This window comes from Nocardia otitidiscaviarum NBRC 14405 (assembly GCF_000308635.1).
Lineage (GTDB): Bacteria > Actinomycetota > Actinomycetes > Mycobacteriales > Mycobacteriaceae > Nocardia > Nocardia otitidiscaviarum.
In genome coordinates this window covers 1-1,546 of sequence record NZ_BAGD01000033.1, presented here as the reverse complement: position 1 = coordinate 1,546, position 1,546 = coordinate 1, and the positions used below count along the sequence as shown (strand labels likewise).

Annotated in this window: 2 protein-coding genes; both read left to right on the top strand. The window is 64.6% G+C overall.

Going from position 1 to position 1,546, the window contains the following annotated elements:
• On the top strand, positions 1–601 hold a 601-nt coding region (locus ON31_RS05270), incomplete at its 5' end, for a response regulator (RefSeq protein ID WP_039809844.1).
• 147 nt (positions 602–748) lie between these two features.
• Positions 749–1,426, top strand: a complete 678-nt coding sequence (locus ON31_RS05265) for a class I SAM-dependent methyltransferase (protein WP_051036881.1) — start codon at positions 749–751, stop codon at positions 1,424–1,426.
• Positions 1,427–1,546: the final 120 nt, after the last annotated feature.

The following is a 1,546-nucleotide window of genomic DNA, read 5'->3' as shown; positions in this document are numbered from 1 at the left end:
TGGGCTGCGGCTCATCCTCGACGCCGAACCCGACCTCACCGTCGTCGCCGAGGCCGCCAATGGCGCCGACGCCATCCAGCGTCTCACCGACACGGCGGTCGACCTCGCCATCCTGGATATCGCCATGCCCCGCGTGACCGGACTGCAAGCCGCTCGCGAGATCAACCGGCAATATCCGGACGTACGCATCCTCATGCTGTCCATGCACGACAACGAGCAGTACTTCTTCGAATCCCTCAAAGCCGGGGCGTCCGGCTACGTCCTCAAATCCGTCGCCGACCGCGAACTGCTGGAGGCCTGCCGCGCCACCATGCGCGGCGAACCGTTCCTCTACCCCGGCGCGATCACCGCCCTCATCCGCGACTACCTGCAACGCGCCCACAATGGCGACAGCCTGCCCGACACCATCCTCTCCCCCCGCGAGGAGGAGGTACTGAAGCTCATCGCCGAAGGACACAGCACCCGTGAGATCGCCGACGCGCTGGTCATCAGTGTCAAGACCGTCGACCGGCACCGCGCCAACATTCTGCACAAGCTGGGCCTGCGTGACCGGCTCGCCCTCACCCGATACGCCATCCGCGCCGGACTCACCCAACCGTGACACGCCCGTCACCACCGAGGTGAACCCATCACCACAACGGCACGATCGAATACAGTCGGACCTCGGAGTGCCGGGAAGTCTGGTCGGCGAGACACGAAAACCACCGTTGCCCACCGAAGTCCGTCGCCTCAGCCCAGGAGCATCGTCGTGCTGCTCGTCGACCGTCTCTACACCCACTTCGCCTACCCCCGCGGAACCGTCGGATCTCTCGCCGGAGTGATCATGGCCCGCCGCCGTGCCAATACCGTCCGTGGGCGATGGGTCATCGATCAGCTCGCGCTCGCTTCCGGCTCCCGCGTACTCGAAGTTGGTTACGGTCCGGGAGCCGTTCTCGACGACGTGTGCCGCAGAACCGCCAACGGACACGTCGTGGGTATTGACATCTCCCCTGTGATGATGCGCCAGGCCGCACACCGCAATCGGTCACACGCCCAGGCCGGACTCCTCGAACTGCGAATCGGCGACGCCGCCCATCTTGCCCCCGACCTGCGCGACTTCGACGTCATCTTCGGCATCAACGTCTGGCAGTACTGGCAGGACCCGGCCACGGTGATCAAGGATCTGGGCACCCGCCTGCGGCCAGGCGGACGACTGGCGTTGGCCTACATGCGCCCTCCGGGCTGCCGCCTCACCCACGGGCAAGCAGCCACCCAGCTCACCACCCAGTTCACTGCTGCAACCTTCACTCATATCGCCACCGAATGGATGCAGCACAAACCACCGGCCGTCCTCGTCTCAGGACAACGACCGGCAACGACCGTTTGCGACACCGCCTCATCGACACCGAATTCGAAAGCTGTTCCACCACTTCCTGACCCGATGTAGCGACTCCGAACAGTCAGTGCAATCTCATCGACAGGTAGGGACCACGACACCCCTTGGGTGCCACGAGCGCAGATCAACTCGGACGATGAGGCATATATCCGCACCCGGTTACTGGCTATC